General features: G+C 45.3%; 12 protein-coding genes. 7 read left to right on the top strand and 5 right to left on the bottom strand.

Annotation, left to right across the window (positions count from 1 at the left end; translation table 11 throughout):
• The first annotated feature begins 226 nt into the window (after positions 1-226).
• From P5V12_RS16380 to P5V12_RS16355, 6 genes are all read left to right on the top strand, one after another.
• The gene (locus P5V12_RS16380) at positions 227-2284 is read left to right on the top strand and encodes a S8 family peptidase (RefSeq protein WP_316954167.1); all 2058 of its coding nucleotides are present in this window, start codon (positions 227-229) and stop codon (positions 2282-2284) included.
• 228 nt (positions 2285-2512) lie between these two features.
• Complete coding sequence (locus tag P5V12_RS16375; protein WP_316954166.1) at positions 2513-3565, top strand: hypothetical protein; 1053 nt, start codon at positions 2513-2515, stop codon at positions 3563-3565.
• A gap of 115 nt (positions 3566-3680) precedes the next feature.
• The gene (locus P5V12_RS16370) at positions 3681-4049 is read left to right on the top strand and encodes a hypothetical protein (protein WP_316954165.1); all 369 of its coding nucleotides are present in this window, start codon (positions 3681-3683) and stop codon (positions 4047-4049) included.
• Between the two features lie 93 nt (positions 4050-4142).
• Positions 4143-5174, top strand: a complete 1032-nt coding sequence (locus tag P5V12_RS16365; protein WP_316954164.1) for a YjgN family protein — start codon at positions 4143-4145, stop codon at positions 5172-5174.
• A complete protein-coding gene (locus P5V12_RS16360; RefSeq protein WP_316954163.1) occupies positions 5174-6253 on the top strand; it encodes a M48 family metallopeptidase in 1080 nt (359 codons plus the stop codon). Before P5V12_RS16365 ends, P5V12_RS16360 begins: the two co-directional genes overlap by 1 nt.
• A 247-nt stretch (positions 6254-6500) precedes the next feature.
• Complete coding sequence (locus P5V12_RS16355) at positions 6501-8504, top strand: methyl-accepting chemotaxis protein (protein ID WP_316954162.1); 2004 nt, start codon at positions 6501-6503, stop codon at positions 8502-8504.
• Positions 8505-8651: 147 nt separating this feature from the next.
• On the opposite strand, the gene P5V12_RS16350 is transcribed toward P5V12_RS16355, so the two are convergent.
• The 3 genes from P5V12_RS16350 to P5V12_RS16340 all read right to left on the bottom strand — a co-directional run bounded on the left by P5V12_RS16350 (position 8652) and on the right by P5V12_RS16340 (position 10923).
• Positions 8652-9134, bottom strand: a complete 483-nt coding sequence (locus tag P5V12_RS16350) for a GNAT family N-acetyltransferase (protein WP_316954161.1) — start codon at positions 9132-9134, stop codon at positions 8652-8654.
• Between the two features lie 82 nt (positions 9135-9216).
• Positions 9217-10305: a trypsin-like peptidase domain-containing protein gene (locus P5V12_RS16345; protein WP_316954160.1), complete on the bottom strand. Its 1089-nt coding sequence runs from the start codon at positions 10303-10305 to the stop codon at positions 9217-9219.
• Between the two features lie 105 nt (positions 10306-10410).
• Positions 10411-10923 carry a YhcB family protein gene (locus P5V12_RS16340; protein ID WP_316954159.1) on the bottom strand — a complete coding sequence of 171 codons (513 nt, stop codon included), beginning with the start codon at positions 10921-10923 and terminating at the stop codon, positions 10411-10413.
• A gap of 374 nt (positions 10924-11297) precedes the next feature.
• Between P5V12_RS16340 and zapE the strand changes: the two genes are divergently transcribed.
• Positions 11298-12416 carry a cell division protein ZapE gene (gene zapE / locus P5V12_RS16335; protein WP_316954158.1) on the top strand — a complete coding sequence of 373 codons (1119 nt, stop codon included), beginning with the start codon at positions 11298-11300 and terminating at the stop codon, positions 12414-12416.
• On the opposite strand, the gene P5V12_RS16330 is transcribed toward zapE, so the two are convergent.
• Positions 12417-13007 (bottom strand): anaerobic ribonucleoside-triphosphate reductase activating protein, encoded by a 591-nt coding sequence (locus tag P5V12_RS16330; RefSeq protein WP_316954157.1) that lies wholly within the window; start codon positions 13005-13007, stop codon positions 12417-12419. It lies immediately after the preceding gene.
• Positions 13004-15169 carry a ribonucleoside triphosphate reductase gene (locus P5V12_RS16325; RefSeq protein WP_316954156.1) on the bottom strand — a complete coding sequence of 722 codons (2166 nt, stop codon included), beginning with the start codon at positions 15167-15169 and terminating at the stop codon, positions 13004-13006. Before P5V12_RS16325 ends, P5V12_RS16330 begins: the two co-directional genes overlap by 4 nt.
• Between the last annotated feature and the right edge of the window lie 21 nt (positions 15170-15190).

Raw genomic sequence — 15190 nt, 5'->3', positions numbered from 1 at the left:
TGCAGAAAGACGAAGTAAAATGAAAATTACAGGAGTATGATTCGCATCAGCAAAGGGGTGTTGCGAGGTCCGTCTCATAAGTTGGCGGGTTATATAGAAAGGGAGTTTGTTTTCTTTTCTCTCCTCTCCTCATATTCAAACAATATATAAACTGGTTTGTTAGTTTATTTTTGGTTGCACGTCTTTGCTTTGAGTTTTCGTCGTTAATTAAAAGGATTGCTGTGTTATGAAAACGTTAAAGTTTGCTTCTTATTTGTCTTTAGTTATGTTTGGGTTCTCTGGTTATTCTGTGGCGCAAACATCCACCGCGGATGAGGCTTCTGTTTATTATGCTTGTGAGAATGATTTCTGTGAGCAGAAAAAACCGGAGTCTAAAGTGTTGCGTAAGTCCAGCGTTGTGCAAAAGGTTAATCTTGAACAGCGCAATGTGGTTTTACAAAAAGCCAATTTGGGTAAGTTAAAGAAAGAAACTGACAAGGTTTTGAGTCGTGCAGAAAGGCATATTATTGCAGGTGAAAGTAAAAAAACTATTCGCGTTGTTATTCATTTAGAAGAACAGCCTTTTGACTTCTCCCGTTTGCGTGATTTGCGTGATGACAAACAAAAAGATGCGTATAAAACTGTGGTTCAGGAGCGTCGTGCCCAACTTTCTATAGGGCAAAAGCGTGTGGAGAATCAAATCCAAAACCTGGGTGGTAAGGTCAGTGGTCGTTTTTTCTTATCCAATAGTCTGGTGGCGAATATTCCCGCGGAATCCGTCGAAGCACTTACCAAAATTCAGTCTGTTGTGGCGGTAGAGGAAGACCTTCCTGCCAAATCCGATGCGGATGGTATTGAGCGCCGTAACGCGATGGGTATTCCTTCTGGTGGTATGTCCGGGTTAAATGGTGGTCAGGGTTCCACTGAGTCCAGCGATACAGAAGTGCTGTTCGGTGTTATTGAGGCAAATAATGCTTTGAATACGTCGCACGTAAGCTTCTTGGACTGGGTTGGTGGACCGAGTAATATTTTGGATACCGATACCTGTAATTCCACCAGTTGTAGTGGTTCTTCCACCACTACGGTGAATACTCATGGTACTAATGTGACATCAGTTATATTGGGCAGTATTGAACAGGGGCAGAATGCCAGTATTACCGATACTGATGCTCGTCGTCGTCGCAGCGGAATTGCGATCGAAGCACATGCCAATTACTACAACGCCGGTGGTTTTATGTCCGGTGTGGCGCAAGCCATAGAGTCGGCGGTGGCTGACGGTGTGGATGTGATTAACATGTCGTTGTCGCCTACCAATAATTACTGTAGCAATGAATCTCTCAGTGGCACACAGGGCGCTGTACGGGCAGCTAATGATGCCGGTGTGGTGATTGTTGTCTCAGCGGGTAATGATGCGGATGATCTTCCTGCTGGAACCTGCAGTGTCAGTAGCCTTGGTGCGTTACCAGAAACCATTACTATTGGCGCTACCAACGATGTAAGTAATCTAGGCTCAATGGATTCTGTTGCCTTGTCGGGTTACTCGGGTAGAGGAACGGTGAGTATTTCGCTTAATGGTGGACGTTCGGTGTCGTCACGGATGGTGGATTTAATTGTTACTGGTGACGCGGATTTAGTCGCAGGTTCTGGTACTACAGGCACTGCGAATAATATTGGTACCAGCTTTTCTGCACCTCAGGTCGCCGGTGTTGCCGGTTTGCTTAAGGACTGGGTGAACGACCGTGGTGGACTTGGCGGCATGGAAAACGACCCTTATGCACTCAGAACTCTCTTGGCGGTTATGGGCGACGGTGTTAGCAGCACAGCTGGCGGCGGCTCTGGCTTCGGTTTTAGTGTGAGTGATCACAGTGGTTTTGGTCATTTACGTTTTATTAATCTGGATACCGAAATCGGCAGCGGTGGCGGTTGGGGCTTGCAGCGTCGTTATCTTAGTCAGGGCAGTGTGGTGGAATGGCCGGTTGGAAGTTCTGGTGCCGAGTCTTCAAGTGTCCTGGGTTGGAAGTTTGCTGCGAATTGGGAGTGGTCCAGCTACGGTGGGTCACCGGATATTCGTTTTGATTTAGTCGATAAATGCCCAAGTGGTGGTGGCGAAACGATTGTTCGTACCGCCGCTCGTCATCCATTAAAAGCAAGAATGCGTATGCGCGCCTCCGAGTTGAGTAGCCAGTTCCATGGTCGTTGTTTGTACCTCCGTGCGACGGTGGAGCATGCTTCTGGAACGGTTCCGCTTTACACCGCTGATTACTACTATACGTCCCCTCGTATAAATCACGATATGCCACTTTAATGTGGTGAGGGAAGCGGAGGTTTTCTCTGCTTCCCTTTTTTTCTTCGTTCTTTTCCCGCGTTGTTCGCGTGTTATACTTCCCTTTTATGCTTGTAGGGATTGGTTTTGATGCGTGTTCTGTATGTCTTCCAGAGTTTTGTTTCTAGTCTTCTCTTTTCTTTCTATAACTCTATTCGAGTTTTTTTGATTCAGGTTTCTTGTCGACCCGTTTTTCTTATGTTGCGGTGTTTGTTTACAGCTTTATTTGTGTTATCCATTACGTCTCCTTCTGCAACTTCTGATGAGTTGGATTTAAAAAAACTGGAGAAAATAAAATGGCGGATAGCGGAAAGCCAAAACTTTACCGTGATTACGGATGCTTCTGAAAAGGAAGCTCTTGGTTATATTCAGGAGCTAGAAAACTTTCGTTATTTTGTTCATTTCTACCTGCAGCAGAATGAAGTCGAGCGCTTGCCTCGTGCAAATTTTTTACTTGTAAAGCGCGATAAGGCCTTTAAATACTTGTCTTTGGATCAAGAAAGTGTAGGAGGTATGTTTTTTTTACGAGGTGATAAAGTATTTTCCATTGCTAGATCTGGCGACTTTCGTAAGGGAGCAATGGTTCCTTCTTATGAGCGTAATATTGTTTTACATGAGTTGGTTCATTATTTAACAAGCGAGTCGAGGAGAAAACACAAGCAGCCTTATTGGTATTACGAAGGGATTGCAGATTACCTTTCCACCTTTAAAGAAGATGGAAAGAAAATGTCGATTGGGGAAATAGGTGCGCTAAAGTATCGTTTTTACAGTCTTGAAAAGAGAGGAGGAGATGGTTACGAATCTGTTGATTTGGAATCATTATTCAAAGTTGAAAGGAATGAACATCCTGTTGAAAACCGAAATAAAGAGTTAGATAAGGAAGTGAGTAAGTTCTATGCTCGCTCTTTTGTTGCAGTCCATTATTTTGCCAGTAATCCAGAACGGGATAAGCAATTAACCCAATATCTAAGGTTAATTGCTATGGGTGAAGAAGTGGATAAAGCTTTTTCTATGGCCTTTAATACGTCGTATGAGGTGCTTACCAAAGAGGTGGATACGTATTTAAGTGGTAATTACCTGTATGGGTACAGTTTTCCTAAATCGGCAATCCAATTTCCTCAGGTCTCAATTGAAACTGATCCGTTGGAAAAGAGATTGGCAATGGAGTGGATTCTATACTTTGTAGAAAGTCGTCCAGGCCTGGAGTCTGATGACCCTCAGCTTGTTCGAGCGCGAGCGTATTTGGAGAGTATGAAAGAGTAGATTGGTTATTTTGCTCTTTAAAGTGTTAATAGCCTAGAAGGGTTCTTAACAGTTGACATCGATTGCAACTAAAGGGATTATTGACGAAATTTTATTCTCTATATAGGAAGTATGTGTGACTAAACGGATGAGCCCTTTCACCAAAGCCATGCTCTATTCGGGGCTGGTGTTTCCCGGTGCTGGTTATTTTATTCTCGGGCACAAAATACGTGGCACTCTTGCCATGTTGTTAATCATTCTCATTTTGGCTGTGGTATTTGTTGAAGCTAAATATCGGGCCGACATCATTTCTCATGAAATCCTCAGTGGCAAAATTGATCTAGACTTGTTATTGATTCGAGAGCGCATCAAAACTGTTCAGGGTTTTTTGAGCCCTGAGGTAATTGCCTGGCTAACCTATGGCTTTATAGGTATATGGGCTGGAGCTTTGCTGGATACCTATTTACTGGGGCGAAAAAAACATCGGCAGAACAACAACGATTGATTGCGTACCTTGGTGAAATATTTTCTTTTGGCTAAATATAGGGCTATTTAGCTTATATCTATAAATAAAACGCTGTGTGTCGGAGGTGGTTTAATGGAATCTCAAAATAGTAACCTGGATGTGGTGGAGAGCAGTGCTGCTATACCTAAAACATTGAAGTTTGAATTTAAAGGAGATGGAACGGAATATTTTAAAATATGGATAGTGAATGTACTGCTGACAATTATCACTTTTGGTATTTACTCGGCTTGGGCGAAAGTGAGAAACAACCGATATTTTTATTCAAATCTTTATTTGGATGGTTCTAATTTTCGTTATCTGGCTGAGCCGTTAACGATCTTGAAAGGTCGTATTATTGCTGTTGTCGCCTTCATTATATATTCTTTTGTTTCAACTGCAGCGCCAATGCTTGGTATGGCTTTCGCTGTGGCATTAATTTTCGCTATTCCCTATTTTGTTAATCAGTCTCTGGCGTTTAATCACCGTATGTCGGCTTATAGAAATATACAGTTCCGCTTTAAGGCAAGCTATGGAGAAGCCTTTATGGTGTTGTATGTCTGGCCTTTGCTGGGCATGTTGACACTGGGGATTCTTTACCCGATGGCTTTCCTAAAACTTAACCAGTATATTGTGCGTAATAGTTCATACGGCACAACAAATTTTGATTTTCATGCAACTTACAAAGATTATGGCATGATCTTTCTAGTTCTACTGGGTGTTGGCGTAATGGCTGCTTTGTTAGTCGCGGTCATTGTTCAATTTGTTCCGGTTGCTTCGGGGCTGGTGCCTCTGTTGACAATGGCGGTGTACTTGGGCTTGATTCTTTACTTTATTGTATCAACAACAAACCTGTACTACCGGAGCTTAACCATCAAGGATCATCAGTTTGATGCAACATTGGATATCTCAAGCCTCGGCCTGGTAATCCTTAAGAACGCATTGTTGGTCGCGGTTACGTTTGGTTTGTATCTGCCTGCTGCAAAAGTGCGCATGACCAAGTACATGGCCGAGAATATTGTTATGGAAGCTCAAGGCAGTCTCGATGACTTCGCCGCAGCCGAGCAGGAAAATATCAGTGCTCTGGGTGAAGAGTTCGGTCAAGTCTTTGATTTTGGGCTTTCATAATGCACGTTGTTCATGGGCATTACCATAATGGTCAAACCTCCGGGCATGTGTCTGCACGCCTGGAGGTGAGTGCTGCATCTACCTTAATAAAACTTATTTGTTCCGCTCCTGATGGGGCTGAACAAATATCTCACCTACCTTTGGATTCCATAAAAATAGAATCGCGCTTGGGTAATACGCCTAGAGAAATTCAATTGGAAGATGGCGGACTATTTATCTCCGAAGATTTTGACGCGGTCGATCAGCTCAGTGAGTTGGTACGCGGGGATAAATCCCGAGATTCTTTTCTACATAAGCTTGAATCCAGTTTGCCGCTTATTCTGGCTTCGGTTGTTTTGACGGTTGCATTCAGCTGGTTTGTAGTGGTGGTCGGTGTGCCGCAGTTTGCAAAATTTGTTGCATTTAATCTGCCCGAATTTGCTTCTGAAGAGCTGGCGGGTGGGCTTGATATTCTGGATAAAACTGTTTTCGATCCGAGTGAGCTGGCTTCGGATCGTGAAGAAGAAATTCGTCAGCTGCTTGCGCCCTATATTCAGGATCACACGGAGTTGAACCCGACTTTGGCGTTTCGCTCGGGAATGGGAGCAAATGCGTTTGCTTTGCCGGGTGGTCAGATTGTTTTTACTGATGACTTTGTTGGTACAGTCGATGATGACCGCGAATTGGTTGCTGTTTTTTTGCATGAACTTGGCCACTTAAAATATAAACATCTGCTTCGCCGAACAATACAGGATTCGATCTCAACAATTGTGGTTTTAATGTTGACTGGCGATCTGGAAACAATGGAAATGATGTTGGCGCTGCCAACAGTTGTGTTGGATTTGTCCTATTCGCGGGATTTTGAGCGGGAGGCAGATGAGTACGCCGTTTCCCAGCTTGATCACTATGGCATATCGGTAGATTACTTTGCTCAAGCGATGAAAAACCTGCAAGACTATTATCAGGAAAAAGAGGGCAAGCCTGTCGAGGCTAATGATGAGCAAAATAAAGGCTCGTTTGTGCTTGATTATCTATCAACTCACCCGCCAACTCAGGAAAGGTTGGAAATGGTTGAGCATTATAAAAATTCACAAAAGTAGGGCATGCGACGAGGTATTATTGTTCGTCGCATTGACTCCTTCATCGTCTATTGGTGATACTTCTTATTGAGCGGGCGACATTATCGCGAGTGTTTTTGTTGCCGCTCAACTCCTCTCCGGGATTCCTTGGTTTTCTGCGTTTTATGTACGCAAAACGGTATTTCTTAGTCTAGTCTGATATTGAATACCGTTGTTCATTATTGGCAAACGAATGGGCTTTGCCAGCGTTTTCTACCGAGGTACTTTCATGATTTTCCGTTTCTGGCCTATTGCCAAGCAAATAGGGGCGTTGGCACTTGTCTTAACCGTTATTGTATTTTCTATTCTTGGGGTAATTACCTATACCCAGGCCTCGAAGATCTTGGAAGATAAGGGGGTGGGCGCTGTAAAGGACCAAATTGATCGTGTTTCTGAGCTGCTCACTTTGCAATACAACTCTCTGGTTGATCTGGCTGAGAATAATGCTGATCTGTTCGAGGAAATGTTCCCCAATCGACTGACCTTGACTGGACGTAGCCAGTTGGTTGGAGGGGTGAATGCACCAGTTTTGGAACATAACGGACAGGTTATTAACAACCATGAAGATGAAGTTGACCGTTATGCCCAGTTAACGGGAGGAAATGCTACGGTGTTTGTTCGCGACGGCGATGATTTCTTACGTATAGCCACATCGTTGAAGAAAGAAAACGGCCAGCGGGCATTAGGAACCTATTTGGGTAAGTCCCATCCGGGTTACAAAAAGCTTGTTTCCGGGGAGCCATTCGAAGGTTATGCGCATCTTTTCGGGCGCGACTATATGACAGTCTACCGCCCTGTAAAGGACAGCCAGAACCGGGTTATCGCGATTCTGTACATCGGTTTTGATATCACCAAGACCCTATCCAAGCTACAGGAGTCTGTGAATAGTTTGAGTCTGGAAGAGTCCGGCCAGTTTTTGATTTTTAGAAAAGTGGATCAGAGAATTATTGCCCACCGGAATCATAGTAAAGGGCAGGTTTTGACGGACTCCATGTTAGATGGTTTTACTGTCAGCCAGGCAATGGAGGACCAGCGATCCTGGTTCTACAACAACCGACAAAATCATGCCATGTACACCTATAGCATTAATGTATCAGGTTGGGAGTGGAAGCTACTTGGCATGGTTAAGATTGATGAGCTGAAAGAGGAAAGCTTCCAGCTGTTACGTCTCAGTATATTTGTCACCATTGCGGGGGTTTTGCTGGTGACAGGGTTATTGTATTGGGTGTTATTACGTTCTTTGAAACCCATGATAAATTTACAGGCACATATCCAGGCGTTGGGTGAAGGCGATTTAACTGTGGAGTTTTACGCGGCGAATCCTGAAAGCCGGAATGAAGTGGATCGAATTACGCTCAGTACCCGGGCGATGGCAGAAAACCTGAGACAGCTGATTCTGTCGTTACAGCATTCGGTGATCAGTTTAGAGCAACAGGCTTCCAATGCAAAAGAAGTTGCACGCTTGAATGGTGAAGAAGCTCAGGCGTTATTAGGTGAAACCGATCAAATTGCCACCGCGATTGAGGAAATGTCTACCTCAATTCGCGATGTAGCCAATCATGCGAGCGAAGGGGCTAGTCGCAGTCATGATGTGGATGAAGCTTCTCGGTCTGGGCAAAAACAATTAATTTCTACCGTAGAGGGTTTAACTTTATTGAGTGAGCATCTCAGTGAAAGCTTTGATGCTGTGCAAAGTGTTAGCAAGGAAAGTGAGGCCATCAGTCAGGTGACAGAGGTGATCAACAGTATTGCTGAGCAAACTAATTTATTGGCGCTCAACGCGGCGATTGAGGCGGCTCGAGCCGGAGAGCAAGGTCGGGGCTTTGCGGTAGTGGCTGATGAAGTGAGAACCCTTGCGCAGCGCACTCAAAATTCGATTACAGAAATTAGTCAGACAATTTCTCAACTGCAATCTGTGGTCAAAACCACCTCTGAAAAAATGACGCAAAGCCATGAGTTGGGAATTCGCTCTGTCGAGCAGGGGCAGGAAGTGAGTCAGCAACTTAATCACATCAGTCATCGAATTGGTGAGCTGGCAATTGCGGCCACAAGTATTGCCAGTGCGGCAGAGGAGCAAAGTACCGTCGCGACAGAAGTGTCGAAGAACTTGCATCATATTACGGAGTTGGCCAGTGAAGGAGAATCCAGGTCGACGGAAACCTTGAGTGCAGCGCAATCATTAGCGGACTTAGCTACTGAGCTGAAAGAAAAAATCAGCGTTTTTCGTGCTTAATAACACAAACTGTTGTTGCTTTGTCTATCCTTTCCTCACTTTTGACGCGTATCGAAAAAGTGAGGGAGCAGCGTCGTTTTATTGAGATAAAAATAAAAGCCTTAGCTAAATTCTAGCAATATCAGGAAAAAATAATTCCATCCTTTTTTAAATAAACTTTTGCCAAAAATGTGCCGAGCCGGCTTTGGGGGCGAGTTCGTATCCTGAGAAACCAAAGCTTTTATAGGTCGCTTTGGCGGCGTGATTATTTTCTAATACTTCCAGCGTGAGCTTACAGCAACCAAGTTGCTTGGCTTTGTCTTCCGCTTTATTCAGCATGATTTTACATAGCCCTTGACCGCGTTCTGTTTCCAATACGTAGACATCATGGATATTGACTAATGGCGCGCACTTAAAAGTGGAAAAGCCAATAAAACAATTAATAAAACCACATGCGACAGAGTCTTTGTAGCATAAAATACTAAAGGCTCGGCTGTTGGCTTTGAGTTCCGATATCAGGTTTTGCTTGGCGTGTTGAGATAATGGTTCGCCTCCACCCATTGGGTCTTGGGAGTATAAATCCAGAAGTTTGATTAAATCTCGACTGTGTTGCTCATTATTATAATCAGCGAAAACAATGCTGTGAGTCATGGAGCTTACTTATCCAATTTTTATGCGTGTCTATCTGTGGGTGAAAGCTTGCCTTTTTAGATGGTGCCAGCTTTGGGTGGCCTTAACTTTCTAGCGGGCGCGTGCCCAAAATCGCCGTCATTTGCACTGGTTGCCCTTTGCGGATGACTTCAATCTCAATTTTATCTCCGGGACGGGATTCTGCGACTTCCTGCATGGCCCAGCGTCCTGAGCCAATCAGTTGATTGTTCACTCGGACTATCACGTCACCGGGCAGTATGCCGGCTTTCTCCGCAGGGCTGTTGCGGTCCACGGCGGTAACCAGAACGCCGCGGGTGGAAGGCAGCTCAAATGCATTGGCGAGCTGTGGCGTTAACGGACTGGCTTGAACGCCCAGCCAGCCTCTGACTACTCGGCCAAACTCTATAATATCAGTGAGTGTGCGCATAGCGACGTCGGCTGGTATGGCAAAACCAATACCTCCGCTGTAGCCCTCACCTGAGGATTGATCCAGATTAGCGGTATTGATGCCTAGCAGTCGGCCGCTGGTATCAATTAGGGCTCCGCCTGAGTTGCCAGGGTTGATGGCGGCATCCGTTTGGATAAAGTTTTCAAAGAGGGAGATATTCAGGCCGCGTCGACGTGTCGCACTAACAATGCCCTGAGTCACCGTTTGTCCCATGCCATAAGGGTTACCAATGGCTAAAACTACGTCCCCGATACGGATTTCATCGGGTTTGCCAATCGGGATGGGGGTGAGGTTGGGTAGCTCAATCTTTAGTACTGCCAAGTCGTTTTCGCGGTTGATGCCAACAATTTCTGCAAGGGCTTCCCGGCCATCTTGCAGGGCAACAATGATTTCATTTACGCCGTTTATCACATGGAAGTTGGTGAGCAGGTAGCCATCTTCGTGGACAATAACGCCCGACCCTCGGGTTGCCTGCATACGTTCCTGCTGCGGTATATCTGAGTTGTTAAAAAAGTGACGAAATACCGGATCGTTGAAGAGCGGGTGGCGCCTTTGGCGAACTTGTTTTCGGGCATAGAGATTGACCACCGATGGTGATGCATTATCGACTGCATCGGCGTATGAACTTGGGTTGTTTGCTGCAAAGTTAAATGGGGAAAGAACTTTATTGAGCAGGCTTTTGCCCTGCCCTGCATGGGGCAGGTACTGAGGAAAGAACAGCATAAAAACAAGCGCAGACAGCAGGCCGACCGTCACTGGCCAGCGAATATATACTAAGAAAGCATAGAGCCTGCTGTTTGTTTTCATGTGTTGTATAGCGATTAGTCTTTATGCAGCTGAATTTTCTTTTCTTTCCGCTGCCCTTGGGGCGCCAGTCGCGGTAACGGTTTCAATGGAGCTTTCTTCCTCATCATCGTTCAGGCCAAACTCTTCACTTAACGTGCCGACCTGTCCTGGTGTTTTGGGAGCATAGTCCTTAGGCGGTTCGAAATTGACGTTCTCGATGGCGTCTTTTGCTTCGATACCCAATGATGGGTCACCTGATTGCAGAATTTGCTGACCAATTTCCGCATTGCTCAACTGAATTGCCCCTTTGGTCAGGTGTTCATGCACCTCTTTATAACTTTGGGTTAAGTTATTCACCAGCTTGGATGTCTCAGCGAAGTGTTTAGTCACTTCCTGCTGATAGCGCTCCAGCTCTTCTCTGGACTCCTGAAGCTTGGTCTCCAGGCCTTTCTGGTTTTCGGGGGGAAGCAGTGTGCGACTGATAACAGCGCCAACTAGTCCGCCAATACAAAATGCGATACTGCTGATCATAATCAGCGTTTCTAAAGAAAACACGTAGTTCCTCCAAAGCAGCTCAATAGGTTTGAAATATAAGGCGATGCTGCAGATTAATAACCTCTTATTCCTATAATACATAAAATATAGGTAAGCTGATGGAAAAATCCTGCAGTTTTCCCTACTCTACCCCGTTCTGGGAGCGGTGGATACTCATAGAAGCACATTGTTACCTTCAGAATAGGAGTGTTTCTTCGCCAGGGACATATTTTGTTCGCCCTAACATATTGGCGAGAGCCCCAGGGCTATGTTTCTGATGAGTTCAAATTCCCTCAGGTTATGTCGGGAAAATGCTGCCCGTCAGGAAATTATTCATTGGCTAGTTAACGCGCTTTAACGGTAAATTACGCCAGTATTAAGACAGAAATAGAGTTATGACCGATTTGCCCCTTGTTCGATATCAGGCTGACCTAGCTCGTTCCGGGTTTGTTGAGGATGACGCCCAGCGTGCTGCCATTGAAAAGCTGAATGCGCTGTGCCAAGAGATCATTCGTGAGCACTCAGTGGCCCTGAATAAAAACAGTTTGCAAAAACTGGTTGGCAAACTTTTTGGGGGGCAGAAAAAAACACCGGTAAAAGGGCTATACCTCTGGGGAGGGGTTGGGCGTGGTAAAACCTATGTCATGGATATATTTTTTGATGCGCTGCCTTTTGAACAAAAAATGCGCACGCACTTTCATCGGTTTATGCGTCGTGTACATGGTGAGTTAAAAAAGCTTAAAGACCAGCAAGACCCACTTAAGTTAGTGGCAAATACCATCGCTGATGAAGCGCGTATTATATGCTTCGATGAATTCTTTGTTTCAGACATTACCGACGCCATGATTTTGGCCAATCTCCTCGAGGCACTTTTTGAACGTGGTGTGACTCTGGTTGCAACATCTAACATTGAACCTTCTGGTTTGTATAAGGATGGTTTGCAAAGAGCGCGTTTTTTGCCCGCAATTGCCTTGCTTGAAAAACACACTGAGGTGTTTAATCTGGACGGGGGTGTGGACTACAGATTGAGAACCCTGGAAAAAGCGAGCCTTTATCATTGCCCTCTTGGCGATAATTCCCACAAGCAAATGGATAAATGCTTTACAAGTTTGATTCCCGATATTGATTCTGTGCAAGAAAATATTGACCTTGATGTGGAAGGGCGCTGCATCCGAGCATTAAAGGAAGCAGATGATGTTGTCTGGTTTGACTTTGCTGCGGTTTGCGATGGCCCACGGTCACAAAATGATTACATTGAACTGGCTCGTGAATATCACGCAGTTCTGGTCAGTAATGTACCGCAAATGGGCGCGGCAAACGATGACCAGGCCAAGCGTTTTATTTACTTGGTTGATGAGTTTTATGATCGGCGAGTAAAGCTGATTTTATCCGCTGAAAAACCGATTTTGGAGCTTTACGGCGAAGGGCGGTTGAGCTTTGAATTTCAGCGAACTGTTAGCCGTTTGCAGGAAATGCAAAGCCACGAGTATTTGTCGTCGGAGCATAAAGCGTAATTAATATGTAGAGAATAAATTCTGCTCCACAATATTTTTTACGCGATTTTTTTCTAATTGTGTACGCAGGTAATGAATGTCCGTTTTTTGTAATTGTTCAGCTTTGGTAATACGGACTTGATATTCGATATTTGACGTGTTTAATAGCTCTAAGCTTTGCCAGACATTGTTGCTGCTATTTTTTCTTCCAGTTATTTTGTCGTAAAGATATTGCGGTGCTTTTATATCCAATCCCACCCAGTCCACCATCGGTAAGATTTCTTTCAGTTTATGCGGATACATGCCTGCGGTATGTATCCCGATTTTAAACCCCATTTCTTTGACTGCTTTTATTGCTGAAGGTAGTTCTTTTTGTGCAGTGGGTTCACCACCGGAAAATACAACTGCATCAAGAAGGTCTTTGCGTTTTTCCAGCCAGCTAATAATTTGTGTCCATGTCAAAGTGCCTTCTTTTTTAAATGATTGCAGTTCCGGGTTGTGGCAGTAACGGCATCGCCAGGGGCACCCCTGGCAAAAAATGACAGCAGCTAGATGCCCTGGATAATCAATCGTGGTCAGGGGGGTGAGCCCTGCCACTTTTAATGCCGTCATGCGACTGTACTCTGAGAGAAAAATTGCCGTTCTTGGTGTTCTGATTGCTTACCCAGATTCCATGACGATATTGGCCTGTGATAGCCCATCACCCTTGTCCAAACTTCGCAACGGGAACGTTGAGCATCATCAATTATTTTTGACTTGGCTTTTAATTCTTCGTCACACGATGGGCAGTATTCATGTTCTCCGGCAAGGTAACCGTGATGAGGGCAGACGGAAAACGTGGGTGTGACTGTGATATAGGGTAAGCGAAAATGGGTTAGTGCGCGTTGCACCAGTTTTTGGCATGTGGTTGCATCGGAAATTCTTTCTCCCATGTATAAATGCAGTACGGTGCCGCCGGTATATTTTGATTGCAATCCTTCCTGTTTTTGCAGGGCTTCAAATGGGTCGTCAGTATAACCAACGGGAAGTTGTGATGAATTGGTGTAGTACGGTTTGTCCTGAGTGCCTGCTTGAATAATATCGGTGTAACGTTTTTTATCTTCTTTGGCAAAACGGTACGTTGTGCCTTCAGCGGGCGTTGCTTCCAGGTTGTACATGTGTCCGGTATTTTCCTGAAACTCAGTCATGCGTTGGCGAATATGATCAAGCAGTTTGGCCGCGAACTGGTGGCCATAGTCTCCGGTGATGTCTTCCTTGCCGTGGGTATAGTTTCGGATCATTTCATTTATGCCGTTTACACCGATAGTGGAAAAATGATTGCGCAGGGTGCCAAGGTATCGTTTTGTATAAGGGAAAAGGCCGGCATCCATATGTCGCTGAATCACTTTGCGTTTTAATTCCAGGCTGTCTTTGGCGTATTCCAGTAATTGGTCAGCAGCATGGAAAAGTTTGCTCTCGTTTCCCGCGTGTAAATATCCCAATCGGGCACAGTTTAGTGTGACGACGCCGATAGAGCCGGTTTGTTCTGCTGAGCCGAATAATCCATTTCCGCGTTTCAACAACTCACGTAGGTCAAGTTGTAATCGGCAGCACATGGAACGCACCATGTTGGGTTTAAGTTCAGAGTTAATAAAATTCTGGAAATAGGGCAGGCCGTATTTGGCGGTCATGGCAAATAACCGTTGTGCGTTTTCGCTGTGCCAGGGGAAGTCTTCCGTAATGTTGTATGTGGGAATAGGAAAGGTAAACACCCGGCCTTTGGCATCACCTTTGGTCATGACTTCAATATACGCGCGGTTGATCATATCCATTTCGGTTTGCAAGTCGCCATAACTGAATGGCATTTCTTTGCCACCGATAACAGGCACTTGTGTCGCAAGATCCTCTGGGCAAACCCAGTCAAAGGTTAAATTGGTGAATGGTGTTTGTGTGCCCCAGCGGGAAGGGACATTTAAGTTGTAAACCAGTTCTTGAATGGATTGGTATACCTCGTTGTAAGTTAGGTTGTCTTTGCGAATAAATGGTGCAAGATAGGTATCGAAAGAGCTGAATGCCTGAGCGCCGGCCCATTCGTTTTGCAGCGTGCCGAGAAAGTTAACGATTTGACCAACGGCGCTGGAAAGGTGTTTGGGTGGTTCGGATTCGACCTGTCCGGGCACGCCGTTTAACCCCTCGTTGAGCAATGTTCGCAAGGACCATCCCGCGCAATAGCCGCTGAGCATATCCAGATCGTGAATATGCAGGTCGGCGTTTCGGTGAGCTTCCCCAATATGAGGTGGATAGACGTGACTGAGCCAGTAGTTGGCGATGATTTTCCCGGCGCTGTTTAATATGAGTCCGCCGAGGGAGTAGCCTTGGTTGGCATTTGCGTTGACTCGCCAGTCGGCTCGTTCCAAGTACTCATTCACTGCTTGGGATACGTCCACCAGCGTTTTTTTATCCTGGCGCAGTCGTTGATGCTGGTCGCGGTAGGCAATATATGCACGCGCAGTTTTTAGATGGTTGGCACTAATCAATGTTTGTTCAACAACATCTTGTATGCGTTCGATGCTAATTGATTGGTGCTGCATATGGGTCAGGACTTTGGTGACTTGGCGACAGAGTAAATGAGCTTCGTCGTCATCGAACTCGCCAGTTGCAATACCCGCTTTGGCGATGGCTGATTCGATTTTGCCTGCATTAAACGATGTTTTGGCGCCGTCCCGCTTAATAACGGATTGCGGCAGCGTATATAAAGTGGGTTCTGTGGTTAGTGGTTTTGTCAGTTGTGTCATGCTATCTCCCAAATTGAATGG

It is taken from the genome of Teredinibacter sp. KSP-S5-2, from assembly GCF_032773895.1.
Lineage (GTDB): Bacteria > Pseudomonadota > Gammaproteobacteria > Pseudomonadales > Cellvibrionaceae.
The sequence above is the reverse complement of the archived record's forward strand: the minus strand, read 5'-3'. Positions and strand labels throughout refer to the sequence as shown.